The organism is Photobacterium sp. MCCC 1A19761, assembly GCF_037389125.1.
Lineage (GTDB): Bacteria > Pseudomonadota > Gammaproteobacteria > Enterobacterales > Vibrionaceae > Photobacterium.
Map to the genome: position 1 here is coordinate 26,901 of NZ_JAZGTF010000027.1, position 19,854 is coordinate 46,754.

Below are 19,854 nucleotides of genomic sequence, written 5' to 3' on the forward strand. Positions count from 1 at the left end.
TTCCTGTCAGTTTGCATCGTTTAGCCCCACTCACCCGGCTAACCCATACAATTTGGCCCGATTGAAACGGCAAGTATAAAATTATAAAGGTTTCACTATGAATAAATTAGTTGTCCTCGGTAGTGTGAATGCCGACCACGTCCTGCAAGTTGCTTCATTCCCACGACCAGGCGAAACATTACATGGTCACACCTATCAGGTGATCCCGGGAGGAAAAGGCGCGAACCAGGCCGTGGCTGCGGCGCGTCTGGGGGCGGATATTGCCTTCATCGCCTGTGTCGGTGATGACAGCTTCGGCCGCGACATGCGTGAAACCTTTGCCCGAGAAGGCATGAATACCGAGGCTGTGATGATCGAAGCCGGTACGCCGACCGGTATTGCGATGATCCAGGTTACAGCAACGGGTGAGAACAGCATCTGTATTTCGGCAGAAGCCAATGCACGCTTGACCCCTGAGCGCCTTACCCCGCACCGGCACCTGATTGAACACGCCGATACCCTGCTGATGCAGCTGGAAACACCGATCGAGACCATCGAGTCTGCGGCCCGCATTGCGAAGCAATCCGGGACACGCGTGGTCCTGAACCCGGCGCCGGCCCGTGCGCTGTCGGATGAACTGTTGCAACTGGTGGATCTGATCACCCCTAACGAAACCGAAGCTGAGCTGCTGACCGGCATTAAAGTCACCGATATTGCCTCCGCCCAACAAGCAGCAGATGCGCTGCACGCCAAAGGGATCTCGCAAGTGATGATCACCCTCGGCAGCCAGGGGGTCTGGGTCAGCGAGCAAGGCCAGGGTTATCAGGTTCCGGGGTTCCGCGTCGAAGCCTGCGATACCACAGCTGCCGGGGATACCTTTAACGGTGCCCTGCTCACAGCGATGCAGGAAAACATGCCACTAGAGAAAGCCATTCGCTTTGCCCACGCCGCCGCTGCCATTTCGGTCACCCGCGTGGGTGCGCAAACCTCGATTCCACACCGACGTGAAGTCGAACGTTTTCTGATGGGACATTAATTGAACCGCCTGCCCCGATGCCGAGCTATGGCCGGAGGCAGGCAGCTCTCGATTCAAGAGAGTGTTCAGGGAGTAATTATGGCGACAATCAAAGATGTGGCAAAACAGGCCGGTGTCTCGACCTCAACCGTCAGCCACGTACTGAATAAAACTCGCTTTGTCAGTGAAGACATCTCTGCCCGGGTGATGGCAGCAGTTGAGGAACTCAACTACGCCCCTTCCGCGCTGGCACGCAGTCTGAAAGTCAATCATACCCGCACCTTCGGGATGCTGGTCACTACCTCAACCAACCCCTTTTACGGCGAGGTCGTCAAGGGCGTCGAGCGCCGCTGCTATCAGCACGGTTATAACCTGATCCTCTGCAATACCGAAGGGGATATCGAACGAATGCATGCCAACCTCGATATCCTGCTACAAAAGCGAGTCGACGGCCTGCTGCTGATGTGCAGCGAAGTTGAGGAGAAATCATTTGATCTGTTCGGTCGCCACCAACCGGTGCCGACGGTGGTTATGGATTGGGGCCCAACTGACTTTCCAAGCGATAAAATCCAGGATAACTCGCATCAGGGCGGCTACCTGGCGACCCGACATCTAATTGAGCAGGGCCATACCCAAATTGGTTGCCTGACCGGGCCATTGGATAAGCTCACCGCCCAGCAACGCCTGTCGGGCTTTACCCAGGCGATGGAAGAAGCCGGGTTGCCGATCAATCCGGGCTGGATCATTGCCGGCAGTTTCGAATGCGAGGGTGGCGAAGCCGCATTCAACACCTTGTATCAGCGTGGGCCGCTGCCGACAGCGCTGTTTGTCTGTAACGACATGATGGCGATGGGCGTGATCAACACCGCCTACAAAAAAGGGATCCGGGTTCCGGACGATCTGTCGATCGTCGGCTATGACGATATCAAACTGGCAAAATACATCACGCCGTCCCTGACCACCATCCATCAGCCCAAGCACCGTTTGGGCCAGCAAGCCGTCGATACCCTGCTGGATAAAATCCAGAACAAGCGGACGAGCAACCAGGTGATTCAACTGGAGCCGACCCTAGTGGTGCGTGACAGTGTGAAAGCGATTTCCCCATAACCTACAGCCCATAACCCAGCCTAAGCCGTCGCCCTCCCGCAGCGGCTCAGCTTGCGCGGGGTTCACTTTCATTCTGCCACCCCTGCGACCATACTTATTGCCATTCATCCAATGCCGATTTACGAGGTGACAATGAACAACGCGTTTTCCCTCCCTGCCCGATGGTTCACCGGAGTGCTGATGGCTGCACTGCCTTTGTCCGTGCTGGCCGCACCCCCCAGCTTTGATTGCAACCAGGCGTCAGGCTCTATCGAAGAGATGATCTGCCAGGATGATGCACTGGCCGCCCTGGATCGCCAAATGGCCGAGGTGTTCCCAGCCGCGATGGCCAATTATCCGCAAGCTGAACAAGCCACCGCCAAAGCGATGCAGCGGGGCTGGATCAAAGGGCGCAATGATTGCTGGAAAGCCGATGACAAAAAAGCCTGTGTTGAATCCGAGTACAAGTCCCGGATTGTCGAACTGCAAATTACCGGCGGTCTGCTGGAAGCACCCACACCGGTTGCGTTCAAATGCAATGAAACAGACCAACCTTTCACCGCCGTCTTCTACGGGCAAACAGATCCACACAGCGCTGTCTTAACCTGGGGAGACGAACAGGTCATTGCTCTGATTGCCCCTGCCGCCAGTGGCAGCAAATTCACCGGCCGTAATGTCGAATATTGGGAGCATCAGGGAGAAGCCAAAGTAACCTGGATGGACAAGACGCTGACCTGCCAACCACTCAAGTAAATTGAAATCCAGCTAATTCTATCGAATCGGCGAAGCATTGGCACCGCACCGGCGACGAAACCGGCCACAGCCATAAAGTTCTTTCGCAACCCAAAAAACCTTGCGCAGCCAAGCGTTCCAATCACAAAAGCCACCGGAAAATGTCGGTGGCTTTTGTCCTTGGAGATGTCGCGATAAAAGCAGTCTTCCTGCCTTTAAATCACCAGCCCGCCATCAATTTTGAGGGTCTGACCGGTAATGAAGGCCGAACGATCACTGGCAAGGAACAGTGCGCCCTCCGCGATGTCCTGGGGTTTCCCCATCCGCTTCAACGCCGTTTTTCCTTTCATATAATCGAGCACTTTCTCCGGCAAATCCGCGGTCATCGGTGTTTCAATAAACCCGGGTGCGATACAGTTTGCCCGCACGGCCGCCCCTTTGCGGGCGAACTCTTTTGACCAGCCTTTGGTCATCGCAATCACGCCGCCTTTCGTCGCGGCGTAATTACTCTGGCCGATATTGCCGTCAGTACCGACGATGGAAGACATCGTAATAATGGAGCCTTCGCCGTTCTCCATCATCAGCGGCGCGACAGCCTGCGTCATGTTAAACACCCCTTTGAGGTTCACATCCGCCACCAAATCCCACTCTTCTTCGGTCATTTTTTCGATTAGGTTATCCCGGGTGATCCCCGCATTGTTCACCAGCACATCAATGCGGCCGAATTCAGCTTTAACCTGCTCAACAAAGTTGGCAATGCTCGTACGGTCACAGACATTCAGCTCAATGGCCCGGACATTCACAAATTGCGACTCCAGTTCCGCCATCACCGCCGCGTTCATGTCACAGGCAAACACCATAGTTGCATCCTGGTTTGCAAATGTTTCGACAATGCAACGCCCTATCCCCTGTGCGCCACCCGTTACAACACAAATTTTATCTTTCAGCATCATTTCCCCTCATCCTTAATACCTGCACCAGGTATGACTTCAGAAAGTGAACAGCGTGGGAAACACTCTTCGTCACTAACTCAGTTATTTCCCCCTATCTTAGATGAAAGATGCAAAATTATTACCAACATTGTTGCAAATCACCTTTTCGTATTAGGGACGAAGGATGAGCAAGATTCTGATGTCACAGTGATTTCATTGGTTTCTCAAACGCTCGTTTGCTATAACTGGGAGGTGACTAAATATTCACCAGGATTGAACATGCTGGACAAGGTTGTCTTTTTTATCCATGTCGTACGATCAGGCTCGATCAGTGAAGCTGCCAAGCAGAACGGGATCTCGGCATCGGCGGCCAGCCGTTGGCTCAATGAACTGGAAGAGAGCATGGGTGTCAGCCTGCTCAAGCGGACGACCCGAAAAATCAGTCCGACCCAGGCCGGCCAACGGCTCTATGATCGATTTACCCAGATCCATAGCGAAATTGATGACATCTTCAATGAAGTTCAGAACATGAGCAGTGAAGATCGCGGTACTATCCGCGTGGCCAGCACGCCCTTGTTCGCCAAGCATTACCTCAGCCCCATCATCGGTGAATACCTGACCGAGCACCCTTCGATTAACTTTGTGGTGCTGGAGACCGCCTTTGAGGTCGACCATGTCCATGAGGTGGATTTTGCCATTCGGGCCAATGCCACCTATCGCGGGTTTCAGGACAAAGACAGCCTGCTGGTGAAGCGATCCCTGCTGCGCGAGCCATTGATGGCCTGTTGCTCTCCGGCTTATATCGAACAGTTTGGGGAGCCGAAAATCCCGGACGACCTCAAACAACACCTCTGTTTGTACGCCAGTACCCTGGTCGGAGGTAACCGCTGGATTTTTGAACTGGAGGGTGAGTGTACTTCGGTAGAAATTTCGCAGACCGTAGAAGCCGATGACAGCGAGATCCTGAAAAACATCGCCCTGGCCAGCGGTGGGGTCGCCTACCTGCCGGTCAGTCTGATCAGTAAAGACATCGCACGGGGTCACCTGGTGCCGGTGTTGAAAAATTACGTCAGTAGTGAGTTCGAACTCAACTTATACTTTAAACCGCGCAAATATATGCCGGCCCGCTGCGCCAACTTCAAAGACTATCTCATCAAGCGGGTTCCGGAGATTGAATCGATTCGAAAAAAAGGAATTTACGATGGCCACGCTTCCGCCAGCACTTCGAACTTGGCTTGAACAGTTCAATACCCTGTTGCGCCAATCCGAGCAAGCCGGTATTTCCCCGACCCCGGCGCTCGCCCGCCAGGGACTGGCAGGGATCACCGCACAGTTTGTTACCCACGCCCCCGACATCGCCAGGGTCATTGACGGCACCATCCATCAGAGCCCTATTCCGTGCCGGATCTATCACCCGGCCCCGGAAGCCGAATTGCCCGTCGTGCTGTTTTATCACGGCGGCGGGCATATGTGCGGGGACATCGCGGTGTACGATCCAATCTGCCGAAAACTGGCCCATCACAGCCAGGCAATTGTCGTAAGTATTGATTACCGCCTTGCCCCCGAGCACCCTTATCCGGCCGGGGTTGACGATGCCTTCCTCAGTCTTCGTCAGCTGTTCCCCACCCTGGATCAGTATCAGATCTGCTATCGCCGCAGCCTGACGCTGGCCGGTGATTCAGCCGGTGGCGCACTGGCGGCAACCGTGGTGCAGTCACTCAACTCGCAAACGTCGCGGCAGGATCAGGGGTCGTCCTCGGCAGATCAGCCCCCCAGCGTCGACAAGCTGGTCCTGATTTATCCGAGCCTGGACTACACCCTGACAGCCGATTCACTGCGAGAGAACCACGCAGGCTATGTGCTGGAGACAAACAAAATTGAATGGTACTTCCGGCAGTATCTCCAGCACCGGGAATGCCGGGAGTCAGTCTCCCCGCTATATGGCGATATCCCCCTCAACCATCCGGAAACGTTGATCATCACCGCCGGTTTTTGTCCCATTAAGGACGACGGCCTGCACTACCATTTCCGGTTACAGCGTGCCGGCACACCCAGCCGACACTTGCATCTGGAGACCATGGTCCACGCCTACCTAAATCTGGAAACACTGGTGCCGGAAGCCTGCCTGCAAACATATCAGGCGATTGGCGATTTTATTCGACAGCCGGGTTCATCATAGCAGCCGCCGGATCAACAGCGCGGATGTCGAACACAAGGGCCGCGAGCGCTTCACGACAGCGCTCGGCCAAATTCTCAATGGTTTGGCGCTGATAGATCCGATCGCCATATTCCCAGGTCATGGTCATTTCACCCTGTTCATAGCTCACGGTACACGAGAGTTTATGAATGGCCTCACGCGACTCGCCGACCATTGCTTCATAGCGCGTCAGTCGCAGCAACGGATGGCTGAGATGTTCCTCACCCAACGACATCGACTCGGGAATAAAGTTGATATCAATTTCCGGTGCCGGCAATGCCGAGAAATCTTCAGATGCTGCGACCGGCTCCGGCCGGAACTTGAGATCACTGAAGCCCCGGCTGTGTTGCTTGCACGCCTGAATATCATCGCGAACGGCCTGGACCAAGGCCAGTCCCCGCTTACCGTCTGCCGGGCTGACAATCACCGGTACGTAATCATTCAACCAGCCCACCGTACCGGACAAATCCAGCGCACTCTGCTCGCGACCGACCAGCACTTCTTCAAAGCACACTGCGCCGCCGTCACACCATGCCGACAAAGTCTGCGCCAGCGCTGTCATCACCAAATCGTAGGCAGAAACACCGGTATCATTTGCCACGCTTTTCAGGGACTGGCTCAATTCGGTCCCCATGCGCAGCGAGAGTTCGCGCCGGGAGCCGATGCTGTTGCACAGATGATCAAAAGGCTGGTCCGTCGGCAGCGGAGACACCGGCTGCTGCAATTGTTGTGTCCAGAAGCGGGCATTGATCCGGGCTTCGCCGCTCTGTAACCAAGACTGACACTCTTGCTGCCATTCTCGGAAACTCACCCCGGTCCGTGTCAGATGTGGCACTTGCCCCTGTTGCGACTGGGTCAGCGCCGTCAGGAAATCCCGGAAGAAAATCCCCAGGGAGTAACGATCCATCACCAGGTGGTGGATCGCGATATACAGTCGGTCCGGTTGCGACGCCCCAAAGTCACAGTAGAAGCACCGGATCAGCGCCTGATCAAAGGCAATACTCTGCCTGAACTGCGCCAATTGCTGCTCAACATCTGCATCAGACATGGCAGAGCAATCCACAACCGACACGCAATGAAATGCATCCACCGGGCAGATCTGCTCAAGCCAGTCGCCGGATTGCGGTACTAAACCGGATTGCTGTACTAGGCCGGATTGCTGTGCTTGGCCAAAATGCTGTGCCAGGTTGATCCGCAGCCCTTCGTGCAACCCAACAACGGCGTCCATGGCTTGCTGTACGGTAAGTGCGTGGTTCTGCAGATCCTGGAACTCAAACATAACGCATGGGCCCCAGCGCTCCAGCTCGCGGGTACGCTGGAAATACCAGAATCGGTTCCCCGGCGGGTGATAAGCAACGGGAGCCTGAGGGTGATGGTCACCGTGACGAAATTCAAAACAGGCCCTGTCAATCACCGCCAGCAGGGCATCTTCAAACTGACGAACAAATGCCTGATGCCGCGCGGGAGTCAGGTCTGAATCAATCTGAAACATGAGTCGGCCATGCCGTACAGCGCCATTCAGCTCCAGCCCTGTTGCGACCTGATTTTCTGCCGCGCGGGTCCGGCCACACCGCTCGGTAAGAATCGACCACAGCGATGTGCCGCCTTCCTCAACAGAGGGATTCAGCTGGCCAAAATAATTGAAGCAAACCTTCGGCAAGGACATATCGCCCAGCAGTCCCGCCAAGGCCCCGAAACCGATCCCCTTGTTCGGGACCGCTTGCAAGATCTGCTTCGTCCGACGAATGGTCGTTGCCAGATTGGCATCCGCCTCCAGACGGACCGGATACAGGCTGGTGAACCAACCCACCGTTTTACTGACATCCAACGACGCAATATCCAGCTCCCGGCCATGGGATTCCAGTGTCACATGATGGACCGGTTCGTGAAACACCCGGCTCAGCGCAACCCCCAAGGCACTGAGCAAGAGATCATTGATTTCAGTATCAAAACCTTGATTGGCTTCCCTAATTAACAAGTCCGTCTGCGCTTCTGACAACAAGAGTTGCCCGGTTTGCCGCTCCCGGGAAGGCTGCGTCTTAGTCAAGATGTCGTAGCCTGGTCCCACGCCCACGATATGATCGGCCATGACCGCTCGCCAATAATCAATTTCCTGTACATGACGCGACGCATACTGGCCAACCGCCTGCTGCCACTGACGATAACTGCTGGTTTTCCGGCCAAGCTGACCGCCGTTGAGCACGAAGCGCAGATCGTCGGCCAGGATCCGCCAGGACACGACATCGATAATCAGGTGATGAAACGCGAACCACAGCCGCGTGCGTGCCGCATCGTTCAGACGCACCACACGCCATAACGGTCCCGCCTCAAGATCAAAACCGCTTTGCCACTGGCTGAGCCGGGCTTCCAGCTCCGCCTCATCCATCCCCCCTACTTCCAGCGTTTCAAGCGTAACCGAAATCGCATCTGAGGGGACGTAATACTGGCTCACGGAACCGTCCGGCGCGATCCGGAAGCGACAACGCAGCATGTCATGCTGGGCAACCAGAACTGACAAAGCTGCATCGAGCTGACGCTGCGTGATCGCCGGTGGAATTTCCACCATGAATGCCTGATTCCAATGTGCCGGGACCGCCAGCTTCATCGCGAAAAACTGCTGCTGAATCGGCAACAGACCGAATTCTCCGGTCAGTAATCCCTGCTCGGCATCAATCTCCTGATCGTGGCGGTTATCCAGTCGATGGGCCAGCTGAGCCACTGTCGGTGCCGCAAAAATATCTTTCACCTGCGCGCTGACCCCGGCCCGCCGCATTCTGGAGACCAGTTCAATGGCGACAATCGAGTCCCCGCCAATGCGGAAAAAGTTATCCTGGATCCCAACCTGAGCCAGTCCCAGAGCCTGCTGCCAGGCATCACACAACACGGCCTCCAAAGCCGAGCGTGGCCCGACGTAGCCCTGGGTTTCCGTCAACACCGGCTCCGGCAGACGGGCGCGGTCCAGCTTCCCGTGATGGGTCAGCGGCAGGCTGTCCAACTCGGTATAGCTTGCCGGGACCATATACTCCGGCAGACGATCTGCGAGCTCGGCCTGAAGATGATCAAGCGGGATCGTTTTCCCGGACTCGGCAATCAGATAAGCGGCGAGAAATTTGTGTCCCTGACGTTCGCGATCAATCACGACCGCTTGCTTGATCGACCCATGTGCCAGCAATGCCGCTTCGATCTCCCCCAACTCAATCCGATAACCCCGGATCTTCACCTGAAAATCGTTGCGGCCCAGATACTCCAGCTCACCATCAGGCAACCGCCGCACCAGATCACCGCTGCGATAGAGTCGATCCCATCCCTGCGCTTGTTCCATCGCTGACGGACAGGGATGCGGCACAAAGCGCTCTGCGGTCAGCTCCGGTCGGTTGAGATAGCCCCGGGCCAGTCCCGCACCGCCGACAAACAGCTCTCCGGCAGTCCCGGTCGGCACCGGCTGTAGATGACGATCCAACACGTAACCGCGCATATCCGCCAACGGTCGGCCAATATAGGAGCCGCTGTTGGCCATACTCTGATGCAGACGCTTAAAGGTGACATGCACCGTGGTTTCGGTGATCCCGTACATATTGATCAATTGCGGTTGCTGATCTCCATGCCGCGCCCACCAAGGGCCGAGCTGAGCCAGATTGAGTTTGTCGCCACCGAAAATCACGTAACGCAATTGTGGCCAGCACTGATCTTTCTCCAGCAGCTCTGCTGCCAGGGAGTAAAATGCCGCCGGTGTCTGATTCAGCACGCTGACCCGGTGGCGGCGACACAAGGTAGAAAACAGCGCCATATCGCGAACTTCATCTGCGGACGGGATCACCAGTGCCCCGCCATGCAATAGTGCGCCCCACAGCTCCCACACGCTGAAGTCAAAACTGTACGCGTGATACATGACCCAAACATCATCGGCATCAAAGGCAAAGGCTGTCTGTGAAGCATCAAACAACCGCAGTACATTCTGATGGGTTTGCAGCACCCCTTTCGGCGTTCCGGTAGTTCCTGAGGTGTATATGACATAAGCGAGATCGACTGCCAGCCCCGACTGCGGCAAATTGATGTCGCATTGCGCATTCAACGCAGTTCGATCATCCGCCATGATCGTTTCCGGCGGCGTTGCCAGTGCTGAAACCAATTGTGTCAATTGTTCCGTCAGCGCCAGCTCCGTCACTATCAATGGGGCCTGCGTATCTTCAATAATAAAACGGCAACGTTCAGGCGGCGCCTGCGGATCGATCGGGACATAGGCACCACCGGCTTTCAGGACTGCAAGGATACTGACCACCATGTCGATCCCCCGGCGGTGATACAAGCCGATCAGGGTATCCGGCGGTCGTGGCTGACCAAACCGTGCCTGGTAGCGGACCTGGATCGCTCTGGCCAGCTGGTTGGCCCGCTGATTGAGCTCTCCGTAAGTCAGGCTCGCATTCTGAAAATGCACGGCCGGATGAGCCGCAAAATATCGGGCCTGATGTTCAAACTTCGCGGCCAGTGTTTGAGACTGAGGGAACACGGTTTCACTTGTCTGTCCCCACTCAGCATCCAGATCCGCCTGGATCGTCACCGGGAGCTCAGCCAGGGTCAGTGGCACCTGATTCTCCCCCCTGTATGCACACTGCCGTGCATCATCGACAAGCACCAGTGTCAAAATGGACGTCAAACGTGCCGCGAGTGCCTGGATCTCCGAGCGGGAGAAATACGCCCGGGCATAGCTCAGGCGCAGGGTGAACGCTGCGTTGGTTTCATAGTCGAGCAGACGGATCTGCAACGGTTGCGGGTCAAACCGGCTGCTGCGCGGGACAATTTCATACGCAGGACCTGCGCCGTACGGATAGTCTGCCGGCGCAAGTTCAGAGAATTTTTCATAGAGGACATGAATATCTGAGAGCTGTCCCCGCGGCGTCTCCGTCAAACGGGCAAAGTGACTGACCGGAAAACGGCTATGGCGGAAGCTCTGACCCAACTGCTGGCTAATCGCCGCGACAAACTCAGCAAACGGCATATCTGGTGACACCGTCACACCGACCGGAATGACATTCGACAACATGCCAATCACTTGTTGTGCCTGCTTCCCGCTGCGACCGTGAACCGCGGTCGCCAACATCAGTTGCGACTGATCCAGGACCGCAGCAAAATAACGGCTACTGACAGCCGTTATCACTGCCAGAATACTCACCCGGTGCTTGGCGCAATAGTCTTCCAACTGCGAACAAAGTGGCCCAGAAAGCGAAACGCTGTACTCATCGCTGCCACCCTGGTCATAGTAGCGCGGCAGCCGGGTCGGCGTCTGGTCAGCCATAAACTGTTGCCAATAAGTCTGGTCGCTCTGGTAACGACGTGAAGACAAATAATCACGGGCTTGTTGCGCCTGCGGCAGAAATTGAGGGTGTCCCTTCAGCCAGGAACAATCCGCCTGATACCCCAGTGACGTATAGACCTGGTGCCATCGTTCATATAAGCGGTAAACCCCTAACCCATCCATAAACAGATGGTGAAAACGAAAGACCAACCAGAAGATTTCATCCGCCAGTTGAAGCAAGCTCACCTGATGCGCATGGCCGAGCTCAAGGGAAAAGGGCTGGTCAAATTGTTGCTCAATCCAAAGCTGCGCGGCTTGTTCCGGGTCTGCCTGAACACTGAAATCGAGAAACAGCATCTCACTCGCTTCAGCCGTCGGGGGAAGCACCGACTGCCTCGGCGATCCGGGTTCACTGGCGACCAACTGCATTCTCAGAACGTCCAGCTCACGGAATAAAATCGTCCAGGCACGACGCATACGATCAATATCCACCGCTTGAGTGATCAACTGATAGCTGCCGACATTGTAAATTGGGCTCAGCGGATAGAGCTGCTGTTCGTAATAAACACTTTCCTGAGCCGGGTGAAGTGCTCCCCCGTGCTCGCCCTGATCACAAACCTCTGAACGTATCTCTTTTCCCTTGGTCACAACGCTGGCCTTCCGTCTTTATCCGGTTTCAATCAACAGGCTTAATTCATTACCCGTTCCCCCGGCTGCTTGATGAAATATCTTCACCAGCGACCGGGTTAAAATGAAACCGTGAATTAAAATGAAAACAGTGAATTAAAGTGAATGGACTATTTCCGGCACTATTGATGAATATCACAAGTGCCGGATCATCTTTACTCAGGTTTAAAAACCTTGCAGGTCCAGGCCTGGCCACTGCCATTTTGAACCAGGGTTTGGTCAATAAGGGTTAACCCCTGCTGGACTTTACGCCAGGTTAATCGGTCGACCCACAACTGGCGATAGAGGGAAATAATAATGATACCGTCCGGTTTTAAATACTGACGTAGTCGGGAAATTAGTTGATCCGGGTTATTGATGCAGTTCAGGCTTTCACAAAACACAATACAGTCATATTGACGATCAGGCTGGTAGGCATGGGCATCCGCTTGTTTAAAGAAGGTTTTCTCGTTTTGCAGACTGGCATTGGCATTATGAATCGCGGTGTCCGAAAAATCGATCCCCTGATAATAATGGTAATCGGAGCGACTCATTTCCCGGTTTAACACCCCTTCCCCGCATCCGATATCCAGAATATCTGCCCCGGGTTTGAAGAAACGAATATAACCACGAATCACATTGTAATGTGCCAATTCGCCGATTTGATGCAAATGTTGCCACTGGTTATTTTGATATTGCTCTTCCCAGACGCCTTGTTCAGGTTGAAAAGCTTTCATCCCAAACAGGGTCAGAACCAAATCTTTCGCACGCATATATTGTTCCATATTCAATTAATTCTGCGAGCGATTATGCCTTAATGATTATCGATGAAATTGACAGTTTTAAACATTTGCGAGGCATTCCCAAGACATGCTGTAAGACAAGATGAAATGAAAAATTTGATATGAATTTATGGCATAAAAAAACCGGTCAATAAGCTGACCGGTTTTTAAAAGAGTTACGCGATGACGCGAACTGTCGAAACTTAAGCCTCGGAACGTGGCTTGCTGCTGCGCTCAGTGCGGCGACGGTCACCACTGTTGCCGTTGCTATTCCCATGGTTACGCTCACCACGGTAGCTACCACGGTGATCACCACCACGGTTACGGTCAAAGCGACGCTCCCCTTCACGACGTGCGCGACCGCCTTCACGACCACCGTTGCCCTCACGGTTGCCACGGTAACCGCCACGATTACCGTCTCGGTTTCCATCACGGCTACCACGACGGTGCTCACGCAGCACATCATCTTCAACAACTACAGCTTGCGTTTCTTTCTGGCGAATACGCAGTTTCTTCAGCTGTGACACAACTTCGCTGGTCATCTTCTTCGGCAGTTGAACATACGTGTGCTCTGGAGCCAGTTTGATTGCACCGATGCTGTCTTTGTTCAGACCCAGTTCGTTCGCAATCGCACCAACGATATCTTTCACCTGAACACCTTGCTCACGGCCAACCTGCAGCTGATAGGTATCCCAATCAGCAGTGTTGTACGTACGACGCTCACGGCGCTCACCACGATCACCGCGGTCACCACGGTCACCATCATCACGACGACGATCGCGACGCTGCTTCTCACGCTCGATGGCTGCAACCATTGGGTCCGGGCCTTTGTAGAACAACGGACGGTTACCCTGCTGACGTTTCAGCAGCATCGCAGCAAGAGTTGCGGCATCAACTTCGATGCTTTCCTGCAGCTTCTCAACCAGCTCTACGAAAGATTCCAGGCTAGCTTCTTCTTTCTGTGCTTCCAGCTCCTGACCCAGACGGCTCAGACGCGCTTCAGCAACCACATCACGCATCGGCAGTTGGATCTCTTCCATGCTTGACTTGGTCACACGCTCAATGGTGCGCAGCATGCGGATCTGGTTGGTGCGAACCAGCAGGATCGCTTTACCGTTGCGACCGGCACGGCCAGTACGACCGATACGGTGGATGTATGACTCAACATCAAACGGAATGTCGTAGTTGAATACGTGCGTAATACGCGGCACATCCAGACCACGGGCAACAACGTCCGTTGCAACCAGGATATCAATCACACCGCGCTTGATGTGCTCAACCGTGCGCTCACGCAAAGACTGAGGGATATCACCGTGCAGAGCCGCCGCTTTAAAGCCGCGAGCAGACAGCCAGTCCGCCAGACGCTCGGTATCCTGACGGGTACGAACGAACACGATAGACGCATCGGTATCTTCAGTTTCCAGCAGGCGCATCATGGCTTCGTCTTTCTCGACGCCCTTCACGACCCAGAATTGCTGCTCAACTTTAGAAACCGTACGGTTTTCGCCTGCAACATCGATACGTGCAGGATCACGCAGGAAACGATCGACAATTTCTTTCACGATTGGTGGCATAGTGGCAGAGAACAGCACACGTTGTGCAGTTTCTGGCGCTTGCTCCATGATCCAGGTAACGTCGTCGACGAAGCCCATTTTCAGCATTTCATCGGCTTCATCCAGAACGAACGTATGCACTTCGTCCAGGTGCAGACGGTCACGGGAGATCAGGTCTTTCACACGGCCCGGTGTACCCACAACAATGTGTGCGCCTGACTTCAGTGCGCGCATTTGATCAACGATCGATGCACCACCGTAAATTTCCAGAACTTTCAAGCCCTTGATGTTTTGACCAAGGACTTTAATTTCAGCAGCAACCTGAATGGCCAGCTCACGCGTCGGTGCCATCACAATCGCTTGTGGTTTGCGCTGGTCCAGATCCAGCTTGTTCAGCAGCGGCAGAGAGAAAGCCGCAGTTTTACCGGTACCTGTCTGTGCTTTACCCAGCGCATCAGTACCCGTTAATAGAAGAGGAATAGACGCCGCCTGAATAGGAGTCGGCGCAACGAAGCCCATAGTCTCAAGTGCGGATAGTAGTGTGTCGGCCAGGTTTAACTGGCGAAATTCTGTAACAGATTCTTGCATTGGGATCCCAATATGTGATCTAAAAAAAAACGGGCCCCTTTTGCTTCTATACGGTTCTACAACAGCAACCACAAGCATGGGCCTCGGCTTTGAGGCGCGTATTGTGCGCGTTTACTCGATAAAATGCCAGAAAAAATTGAGCGTTGTCACAAATTAACTTTCAAACACCTATTTATTAATCAATTGTGTTCACATTGAATCAAATCCCGCTCACTTCCTTGAGATTAGCAAGCATCGCCGGATCCTGCCGCCTCCTTTTATAGCCTTTCATTCGGCAGACAGGGAGAGAATTCACCGCCTCTGTCAGGGATTGCCCTTGGTTTTAAAACACGAAGGCCTTATAGTGTGTCGGTTCACAATCTGAGACCGGGTATAATGTTTCAAGACAATCCACTATTAGCACAGCTAAAAAAGCAAATTCAGGAAACCTTGCCAAAAAAAGAAGGCACGATTAAAGCCACAGACCGCGGCTTCGGTTTTCTGGAGATCGACAACAGCAAAGACAGCTTTTTCATTCCACCAAACTACATGAAGAACGTCATGCACGGTGACCGTGTGATTGCCGTGATTCGGACTGAAAAAGAGCGTGAAGTTGCAGAGCCGCAAGAGCTGGTCGAGCAATTTATGACTCGCTTTATTGGCCGCATCAAACTGATCCGCGACCGTCTGCATGTTGTACCGGATCACCCGCAGCTCAAAGATGCGATTAAAGCCCGTGCCATCAAAGGCCTGAACCCTGAGCTATTAAAGGAAGGCGATTGGGTTGTTGCGAACATGACGCGTCACCCGCTGGTCGGCGACAACAAAACTTTCTTCTGTGACGTCAAAGAAAAGATCACCGACAGCAATGATAAGATTGCCCCATGGTGGGTTACTCTGGCCCGCCATGACCTGCCCAACGCCGAGCCGGCGCCGCAAGACTGCTGGAATATGCTGGAAGAAGGCCTGGAGCGTCGCGATCTGACCGATCTGCCATTCATTACCATTGATGGTGAATCGACCAAAGATATGGACGATGCACTCTATACGGTTGCCAAAGAAGACGGCAGCTTCGAGCTTACCGTTGCAATCGCCGATCCGACGTCTTACATCACTGTCGGCGACAGTATGGATAAAGAAGCCCGTCAACGTGGTTTCACCATCTACCTGCCGGGCCGTAACATCCCGATGCTGCCACGTGAACTGAGCGACGAGCTGTGTTCACTAATGGAAGGCGAAAAACGCCCGGCATTGTGCTGCCAGGTGACCGTCGATAAAGATGGCGTGATCCAGGACAATATCGAATTCTTCGCGGCCTGGATCCAGTCGCAGGGCCGCCTGTCTTATGACAACGTCTCTGATCTGCTGGAACACGGCAGTGCTGAAGGCTGGATGCCAAGCGACGTGATCCGTCAGCAAATCGACGCTCTACATGGTTTTGCCAATGCCCGCAGCGAATGGCGTGCCAACAACGCCGTCGTATTCCCGGACCGCCCGGACTACCGTTTTGAGCTGAGCGCAGACAACGATGTGGTTGCGATCCACACCGACCCGCGCCGGACAGCCAATCGCATGATCGAAGAAGCCATGATCACAGCGAACATCTGCGCCGGTCGTGTCCTGCAAGAGAAGTTCGGGTTTGGTGTTTATAACTTCCACAACGGCTTTAATCCGGAAAAACTGGATGCCGCCATGGACTTCCTGACCGAAGCCGAAGCGCCGTTCGAGAAAGAACAACTGCTGACGCTGGACGGCTTCAGCTCCCTGCGTCGCTGGTTGAACACGCTGGACACCACTTACCTGGACAACCGTCTGCGTAAGTTCCAGGCATACAGCGAAGTCGGCAACAAGCCGGCACCGCATTACGCCATGGGCCTGGATGTTTACGCCACCTGGACATCGCCAATCCGTAAGTACGGCGACATGATCAACCACCGCCTGCTGAAATCCGTCATCAGCGGCCTTGAGCCGAGTCAGGTGCCGGATGATGAAGTCGGAGAAGAAATTGCCAACCACCGTCGTCACCACCGCATGGCTGAACGCGACGTGGCTGACTGGCTGTATGTTCGTCTGCTGAAAGACGCCGTCAAAGACGAGACTGTCTTTACCGCAGAAGTATTCGACATCAACCGTGCCGGGATGCGTGTGCGCCTGATTGAAAACGGCGCTGCCGCGTTCATTCCGGGTCCGCTGATCATGGATAACAAGAAGCGAATCGAATGCAACGGTGATCTGGGCGTGATCAGCATTGATAACGTCCGTGAATTCCAGCTGGGTGACATGTTTGAAGTGAAACTGGCTGAAGTTCGTGCTGCGACGCGCCAGCTGGTCGCAAAACCCGTGAAAATCTTCCCGCCGCTGATTGAAGAGCAACAGGCTGAAGCATCATCGACTGAAGCTCCATCGACTGAAGCATCGTCGGCTGAAGCGCCGAAGGCTGAACAGCCGGCAGAAGAGAAAGCCTAATCGCTTGATTCATTGTTTATTTTTTATCAAGGGCCGGTCTATACCGGCCCTTTTTTATACCTTCCCGCCAGTTCCGCTTTCTTTCTGGCACAATATTGTTACCCTTACCCCATTCCTCTTGTTTAGCAGTACATTGAGTTACCCATGTCGACCATCGATAAATCAGACGTTACACATCAAGTTCAACAGTGGCTGGAAGATGTGGTCATCGGCCTGAACCTGTGCCCGTTCGCAGCCAAGCCCAACCGCAACAAACAGATTAAGATTCACGTCAGCGATGCCGACACGGAAGCCGACCTGCTGGAAGATATCTATCAGGAAATCAGAACGCTGGATGACACGCCAGCCGAAACACTGGACACGACCTTGGTTGTGACGCCAGGTTTATTCGCCGCATTTGATGACTACAATCAGTTTCTTGATCTCGTAGATGCCCTGCTCCATCAGCTCGGCAAGGAAGGCACCTATCAGGTGGCCAGTTTCCATCCGAATTACTGTTTCTATGGCACGGATCCGGATGACGCGGAAAACCTCACCAACCGTTCACCGTTTCCGATTTTTCACCTGATCCGCGAAGCCAGCGTTGAGAAAGTCCTGAAGCATTACCCGGATCCGGAAGGCATTCCCGAGCGGAATATTGACTGTGTGGAAAACTTGTCCGAAGCACAAGTGAGAAAATTATTTCCTTTTCTTTTCAAATCTTTGTAAAGATACATAAGGATCTGACGATAGTAAGATAAAGGCGCTGTATCCGGTGCCCGCAACCAGAAATCTGTAGTCATGCCGACCATCTCATTTGCCCAGTTCAGAAATGCCGGAGTGCGCTTCGGCACACCGCTTGTTCTCGCGGCTTTAATGCTTGTATCATTAGAGTCGGTGCTGGCAGTGTTCGCGCAATACCAGGAACTGTTGCTGGTATTGCCGTATGTACTGCTCGGGTTGGTGATTCTACTCAGCCAGCCCTTCAATCAGGGCAAAACTGCCCTGACGGCACTGATGATGGTCATCGCGTTTTACGTCATTCAGACCTATCTGCAATCCCCGCAGAGCAATCCGCAAACCCGGCTGATTTACCTGCTTCTGGCCACCTTGCTGCCGCTCAATCTGCTCCAGGTCCATATTCTGCCAGAGCGGCGGCTGTTCTCCCGCTTCGGCACCGGCTACTTGCTTTTTCTCGGCGTCCAATTGGGATGGGGAGCCCTGGTCGTCAACCATTTTGCCGAACATCCCCTGCCCGAGCTCTGGGACAATCATTTCTTTACCCTGAAGTCTCTGTCACCTTTACCCATTTTATTGCTGTTGCTCTACCTCGGCAGTAGTCTCGCCTGCGGCTCTGCGGTGCTGAAGCGTAATCAGAGCCATGATCAGGCCATTTTCACTTGCCTGCTGTTCGCCGGGATCACATTTGCCACATTCCAGCAGGCATATATCTCCGCCGTGGCATTTTCCGTGACCGGACTGCTCCTGCTGCTCAATCTGATCAGTTGCAGCCACGAGCTGGCCTACATCGACCCGCTCACCGGGATCCCCGGCCGACGCGCACTGGAAACGGAGCTGAAACACTTAGGTCGCAACTACACCCTGGCTATGGTCGATGTTGACCATTTCAAAGCCTTCAATGACACCTATGGCCACAAAATCGGTGACGACGTCCTTCGACTGGTTGCCCGGAAAATGCAGAAAATCAAGGGCGGCGCAGAAGTCTACCGCTACGGTGGTGAGGAATTTACGGTGCTGTTCAAAGGGAAAGAAAAAGCGCAGTGCCTGCCCTATCTGGAAAACCTGCGAGAAACCATCGCTGACTACGAAATGGCGCTCCGCCAATACGACAGCCGAGACGACAAAGACCAGCAAGGTGCCGCCAAGCGGGGCAAGAAAGCCACCAAAGACACGGTTCAGGTGACGGTGAGTATCGGGGTGGCTGACAGCTTCCCGGATACCCATCCAACCGCGGTGATGAAAGCTGCCGATGAGGCCTTATACCAGGCCAAACAAGCCGGACGCAACCAGATCGCCAGCTGAAAGCATAAAAAAACCCGATGACAACATCGGGTTTCGGTTACCAATTCAACTTACCTTTCCTTTGCAGCAAACGTAAGTCCAGCTATGCAGCAACGCCAATATCAATTGAGTACAGTGGCTTCCCGACTGATCGGCGGCCAAACCATCATCAGGACTGTACCCGGGAGCTGCTCACCATAAGTGAAGTGAGCATTATTATTATCAATTCGCTATTTGGCAGAACAAATGCCTTCTGCGCATTATACCAACAACCCAATGCACGGTCACAAGAAAAATAATCGGTCAATCGCCATTATTTAATATGAATAACAATTACACCGGTCTGGAACTCAGTCCTCAATTATTCATAACTTAGCAAAACCGGACCTGAATGCGAGCCCGTTATTCCGTTCGATATTCATCGATGGGCGACTTTTTCATCAGAGATAACAGCTATTTCCTGAGCAAGCATGGTCGGAATCAGGAGCGACCCTGGCAAAATTTTCTCCCCACAACCGGCGCATGCTAACCCTGAAACATGACCAGAAAATGATCCCTGGCTGAGGCATCACCAAAATAAAAAGG

At 53.9% G+C, this 19,854-nt stretch carries 12 protein-coding genes; 8 read left to right on the plus strand and 4 right to left on the minus strand.

The features are described 5' to 3' along the window. The first annotated feature begins 97 nt into the window (after positions 1 to 97). The 3 genes from rbsK to VV869_RS19595 all read left to right on the plus strand — a co-directional run bounded on the left by rbsK (position 98) and on the right by VV869_RS19595 (position 2,833). A complete protein-coding gene (rbsK, locus tag VV869_RS19585) occupies positions 98 to 1,015 on the plus strand; it encodes a ribokinase (protein WP_337736606.1) in 918 nt (305 codons plus the stop codon). Between the two features lie 78 nt (positions 1,016 to 1,093). Further along, a complete protein-coding gene (locus VV869_RS19590; protein WP_337736607.1) occupies positions 1,094 to 2,101 on the plus strand; it encodes a substrate-binding domain-containing protein in 1,008 nt (335 codons plus the stop codon). 132 nt (positions 2,102 to 2,233) lie between these two features. Further along, a complete protein-coding gene (locus VV869_RS19595; protein ID WP_337736608.1) occupies positions 2,234 to 2,833 on the plus strand; it encodes an MliC family protein in 600 nt (199 codons plus the stop codon). A 194-nt stretch (positions 2,834 to 3,027) separates the two neighbouring features. On the opposite strand, the gene fabG is transcribed toward VV869_RS19595, so the two are convergent. After that, complete coding sequence (gene fabG, locus VV869_RS19600) at positions 3,028 to 3,762, minus strand: 3-oxoacyl-ACP reductase FabG (RefSeq protein WP_337736666.1); 735 nt, start codon at positions 3,760 to 3,762, stop codon at positions 3,028 to 3,030. Positions 3,763 to 4,023: 261 nt separating this feature from the next. On the opposite strand from fabG, the gene VV869_RS19605 reads away from it, so the two are divergent. Continuing rightward, the gene (locus VV869_RS19605; protein WP_337736609.1) at positions 4,024 to 4,983 is read left to right on the plus strand and encodes a LysR family transcriptional regulator; all 960 of its coding nucleotides are present in this window, start codon (positions 4,024 to 4,026) and stop codon (positions 4,981 to 4,983) included. Continuing rightward, on the plus strand, positions 4,946 to 5,923 hold the full coding sequence (locus VV869_RS19610; RefSeq protein WP_337736610.1) for an alpha/beta hydrolase: 978 nt from the start codon (positions 4,946 to 4,948) through the stop codon (positions 5,921 to 5,923). The genes VV869_RS19605 and VV869_RS19610 overlap by 38 nt, the downstream gene beginning before the upstream one ends. Here VV869_RS19610 and VV869_RS19615 read toward each other — a convergent pair. The 3 genes from VV869_RS19615 to VV869_RS19625 all read right to left on the minus strand — a co-directional run bounded on the left by VV869_RS19615 (position 5,898) and on the right by VV869_RS19625 (position 14,823). Then, positions 5,898 to 11,882, minus strand: coding sequence for an amino acid adenylation domain-containing protein (locus VV869_RS19615; protein ID WP_337736611.1), 5,985 nt, complete (start codon positions 11,880 to 11,882; stop codon positions 5,898 to 5,900). The genes VV869_RS19610 and VV869_RS19615 overlap by 26 nt on opposite strands. 194 nt (positions 11,883 to 12,076) lie before the next feature. After that, positions 12,077 to 12,673 carry a class I SAM-dependent methyltransferase gene (locus tag VV869_RS19620; protein WP_337736612.1) on the minus strand — a complete coding sequence of 199 codons (597 nt, stop codon included), beginning with the start codon at positions 12,671 to 12,673 and terminating at the stop codon, positions 12,077 to 12,079. A gap of 212 nt (positions 12,674 to 12,885) precedes the next feature. After that, positions 12,886 to 14,823, minus strand: coding sequence for a DEAD/DEAH box helicase (locus VV869_RS19625; RefSeq protein ID WP_337736613.1), 1,938 nt, complete (start codon positions 14,821 to 14,823; stop codon positions 12,886 to 12,888). Positions 14,824 to 15,198: 375 nt separating this feature from the next. Here VV869_RS19625 and VV869_RS19630 point away from each other — a divergent pair, with 375 nt between their 5' ends. The 3 genes from VV869_RS19630 (at position 15,199) to VV869_RS19640 (ending at position 19,290) form a co-directional block, all read left to right on the plus strand. Next, positions 15,199 to 17,268, plus strand: a complete 2,070-nt coding sequence (locus VV869_RS19630) for an exoribonuclease II (protein ID WP_337736614.1) — start codon at positions 15,199 to 15,201, stop codon at positions 17,266 to 17,268. A 144-nt stretch (positions 17,269 to 17,412) separates the two neighbouring features. Then, positions 17,413 to 17,976 (plus strand): DUF1415 domain-containing protein, encoded by a 564-nt coding sequence (locus tag VV869_RS19635; RefSeq protein WP_337736616.1) that lies wholly within the window; start codon positions 17,413 to 17,415, stop codon positions 17,974 to 17,976. A gap of 72 nt (positions 17,977 to 18,048) precedes the next feature. After that, positions 18,049 to 19,290: a GGDEF domain-containing protein gene (locus VV869_RS19640; RefSeq protein WP_337736617.1), complete on the plus strand. Its 1,242-nt coding sequence runs from the start codon at positions 18,049 to 18,051 to the stop codon at positions 19,288 to 19,290. Positions 19,291 to 19,854 lie beyond the last annotated feature (564 nt).